Origin of the sequence: Acetatifactor muris, from assembly GCF_024623325.1 — a bacterium.
Classification (GTDB): domain Bacteria; phylum Bacillota; class Clostridia; order Lachnospirales; family Lachnospiraceae; genus Acetatifactor; species Acetatifactor muris.
In genome coordinates, this window is sequence record NZ_JANJZD010000080.1 from 1 (window position 1) to 4,161 (window position 4,161).

Sequence of the window (4,161 nt, forward strand, 5' to 3'; positions counted from 1 at the left end):
CCAGGCTGGCCCGCAGTTCCTTCAGCTCCTTGCCCTGGCTCCAGTTCGCAATGTACCCAAAGCTGTTTGCGCCGGTCTGAATCCCAAAATACTGGCAGACCGCGTAAGAGATGCTCTCGGCCTCCACCTCCTCGGTGCGCCGGTCCTTTTTATGGTCCTGCAAAAACCGCTGGGCGGTCTTTTCGCCGCCGTTAAAGTCCAGGCCGGATTCATCGGTCAGCGGGAGATGCCCTTCCTCCGGCAGTTCCAGCGGCTTTGCGGTTATGACGGAACCGGCGTGGTTGACCATAACCCGTTCCTCTACCGCAACCGGCGCGCCGGGGTCATCGTCGGAACCGCGCAGGTCATAACAAAACAGTCCGTCCGGCAGATCGTCTGGGGCAATCCGGTCATTGGAGAACAGGGCTGGCTGTCCAAACAGCTCCACTTCCTGATACAAGGGCGCGTCCGGGTTGTCCGGCACATCAAAGTTGTGCAGCTTGCTGTGGGCGATCTCATGGACAGCGGCGGAAACGGTCTGCACCTCGCTCATGCCCTGGCGGATGGCGATGCGCTGCTCAATGGAAGAAAAATATCCGTCCGTATCCGCGTCCATTTCCTCAAACGCAAGGGGAACCGGGGCGGAGCGTTTCAGCGCCTCCATAAACGCTTCAAAGTGCCGGACATTCCCGAACAGGTCCGCCGCCAGGGAGGGCAGCGGCTTTCCGTCCGTCTGGCTCACATCAAAGACCTTCACCGGACGGAACAGCGGGATTTCCACCTCTTTTTCCTCCATGACCACCCTGCCGTTTGCATCCAGCATTGGCGCGTGGGTGTCCGGGTCCAGCTTCTGCTCCTCGATTTTCTTCTTATAGGGGGTGGGCGCGATGATAGTGATGCCGCGCTCGCCTTTCTTCACATGGCGCTCAAACTGGTTCTTCCACTTGTTATAGCCAGCCACAAGGGTTGCGTCCGGCTTCTGCATATAGATCAGCATGGTATTATTGACCGAGTAGCGGTGGAACCGGGACATCACCGACAGATAGCGCATATACTTTTCGCTCTCAAACAGTTCCTTGATGTTCTGCTCAATGCCCTCGGTGATTTCCCGCAATCGCTCCCGGTTGGTAGGTTTCTCTGCCATTTCCTTGTTTCTCCTTTCCAAATCCATGATTTTTGTTAGGTGTTCTGCAATCCATGTTTTTTGTTCCTCGATGCCATCCTCCATCAGAAAGTCCAGAAGATACTCCACATAGTCCTTTTGGTGCAGCGCCTCCACAAAAAGGGGGTGCGGCTCCGCATCCGGGGTCAGGGGCGCAAGGCCGGTTTCCCAGCCCCGCAGCAGATGGGCGTAGTCTGCCAGCGCGCGGAAACACCGCTGTTTTGATTCCCGGAACTTCTGCGCTTCGGACTTTTGACGGACATAGGTTTTCTTCGGGGGCGCCTGGCTGTCATAGAGCAGTCCAAAATCCTGGGCCAGTTTTTCCGCCGCCTCTTTGGGGGAGAGGTTATACAGTCTGGCGGCAAAGTCGATCACATCACCGTCCGCCCCGCAGCCGAAACAGTGAAAGCGGCGGTCTAATTTCATGCTGGGCGTCCTGTCATCGTGAAAGGGACAGCAGGCCATACCGTTCCGCTTTACCTCGATTCCATAGTGTTCCGCCGCTTCTCTGGTGGTGATGGACTGCTTTACCGTTTCAAAGACATTCCCGCCCATGCTTATTGACCGGAGGAGGATTTCAACGGCGGCTTATAACCTGCGGCCCTGGCGCGCTCACTGGCGGCTTTGCGCCGCTTTTCGCTGTACGGCTCCCGGACCGATACGCAGCGTTTGGGGACAATGAAGTTGTGGGCGTCCTTCTTGATGATCTGCTCCGGGTATTTTTCCGCCAGCTGCTCCAGCTTCTTCATCAGCTTGGGGTCATGGGTATAGACCTCTGCCGCAGACTCGGCCTGGTTATAAAGGAGAACCGTTTCCTGTTCCAGCAGCGACAGCTTCATGACGGGCCTCCTTTCCGCTGGCCAAAGTCCAGCTTGAAGTTCACATACTCGCCGGTATCCTCCAAAAGCACATCCGCGTCATAGGTTTTTCCGGTTTTTTCCGAGTAGCAGCCGGTGAGCCTTGCGCGCCCGTCTTTTAAGAGGGCCGCGACAATGGCCTTGGTGGGCTGTTTCTTCTTGGCGCTCCACCACTTGCTGTCTTTCCAGATGGCAAATCTGCAAGTTTCGCTTTGGCAGAAAAATCCCTTTTGCGATTCTGTAACCTCACCGCCGCACCGGGGGCATCTGCCTACTGCTTCGCGGGGCGGGGAGAACAGATACTCGGTTCCCTTGACCACCTGATAGGTTGCCGCCAGCTCCCGCAGCATGGCGTAAATCCCGGACAGAAACTCCTCCGGGGAAAGCTCGCCGCGCTCAATCTCGCCCAGCCGGTACTCCCACTCGGCGGTGAGCAGCGGGGATTGCAGCTGCTCCGGCAGAACCGTAATGAGGGAACGCGCGTCGCGGGAGGGCATCAGCTGGACCGTCTTTTTGCTCTTTTTCCGTTCCAGAAAACCGGTGGAGGCCAGCTTTTCCAGAATCCCGGCGCGGGTGGCAGGCGTACCCAATCCCTTGCGCTCGGCGGTATCCGGCATATCCTCTTTACCGGCGTTCTCCATCGCGGAAAGAAGGGTATCTTCGGTGAAATGCTTTGGCGGGCTGGTTTTCCCCTCCTTGACGGAGGCGTTGGAAACGGGCAGGGACTGTCCCTGGGAGAGTTCCGGCAGCGTCTTTTCCTCTGGTCTTTCCTCCGGCTCCGGAGCATTTTTCAGACCGGCGTGATAAGCGGCATCCAGCCTGCGCCAGCCGGGGCGCTGAATGGTTTTCCCTTTTGCGGCAAACTCCTGACCGGCGCAGACCAGCGTGGCGGCGGTTTCCTCGTAGAGATGGGGTTCCGCCACCGCGCACAGCAGCCTTGCGGCCACCAGCTCCAACACCGCTTTTTCCCCCACAGGGAGGGCGGACAAATCCGCATCCCGAAGATTGCGGGTGGGGATCACCGCATGGTGGTCGGTCACTTTCTTATCGTTGATGACCGCCTCCGGGTTGCAGACAATGGCAATCCCTTTTCGGAACGGCATCGCGTTGGCGGTGAGGTTGACCAGCACCGGCAGGCCCTCCGCCATATCCGAGGTCAGATACCGGCTGTCCGTCCTGGGATAAGTACACAGCTTTTTCTCATAGAGGTTTTGCAGATAGTCCAGCGTTTGCTGGGCGGTAAACCCCAGCAGGCGGTTGGCGTCCCGCTGTAAGGTGGTCAGGTCATAGAGGGCGGGCGGCTTTTCGGACTTCTCTTTCCGCTGTGCCTGTTTCACCACCGCAGAACCGCCCCGGCAGGCGGTTTGCAGCTCTTTCGCGGCGGTTTTGTCTTTCATCCGCGCCCCCACAGCGGTAAATCCGGGCAGTTCCAGCGCCACCGTATAGAACGGCTCCGGCTGGAAGGCTTCAATCTCTGCTTCCCGCTGGACGATCAGGGCCAGTGTAGGGGACATAACCCGCCCGATGTTGAGGGTCCGGCGGTACAGCACCGAAAACAGCCGGGTAGCGTTGATGCCCACCAGCCAGTCGGCTTTGGCGCGGCAGAGCGCCGCCTGATGCAGACCGTCATAGTCCGCGCCGGGGCGGAGGTTTTCAAAGCCCTCCCGGATTGCCGAATCCTCCATGCTGGAAATCCAGAGCCGCTTCATGGGCTTTTTGCAGCCCGTCAGCTCATAGACGTTGCGGAAAATCAGTTCGCCCTCCCGTCCCGCGTCACAGGCGTTTACCACCTCCGTCACATCCGGGGCGCACAGCAGCTTTTTGAGAATATCAAACTGTTTCTTCTTGTCCTGGCCCACGCTCATTTTCCAGTCCGAGGGCAGGATCGGCAGATCGTCATAGCGCCACTTGGCGTACTTGGGGTCATAGCTGTCCGCATCGGCAAGCCCGGCCAGATGGCCCACACACCAGCTGACCCGCCAGCCGTTCCCTTCCAGATACCCGTCCTTGCGGGCATTGGCTCCGATCACAGCAGCCAGGCTTTGGGCCACCGACGGTTTTTCAGCAATCACAAGGCGCATAATCTTCATCCTCCCATTCTTCCCGCATAGATGTACGCAGCTTTTCCTCAATGCTGTTGTCCTCTGTCAGCATCAGGTCATA

General features: G+C 58.4%; 3 protein-coding genes. All 3 read right to left on the bottom strand.

Features of this window, described 5'->3' with window-relative positions:
- Positions 1-1,696 (bottom strand): LPD28 domain-containing protein (locus tag NSB25_RS28765; RefSeq protein WP_242982656.1); only part of this gene is annotated, 1,696 nt, incomplete at its 3' end.
- Positions 1,697-1,698: 2 nt separating this feature from the next.
- Positions 1,699-1,980: a hypothetical protein gene (locus tag NSB25_RS28770; protein WP_004054600.1), complete on the bottom strand. Its 282-nt coding sequence runs from the start codon at positions 1,978-1,980 to the stop codon at positions 1,699-1,701.
- Positions 1,977-4,079, bottom strand: a complete 2,103-nt coding sequence (locus NSB25_RS28775) for a DNA topoisomerase 3 (protein ID WP_103242758.1) — start codon at positions 4,077-4,079, stop codon at positions 1,977-1,979. The genes NSB25_RS28770 and NSB25_RS28775 overlap by 4 nt, the downstream gene beginning before the upstream one ends.
- Positions 4,080-4,161: the final 82 nt, after the last annotated feature.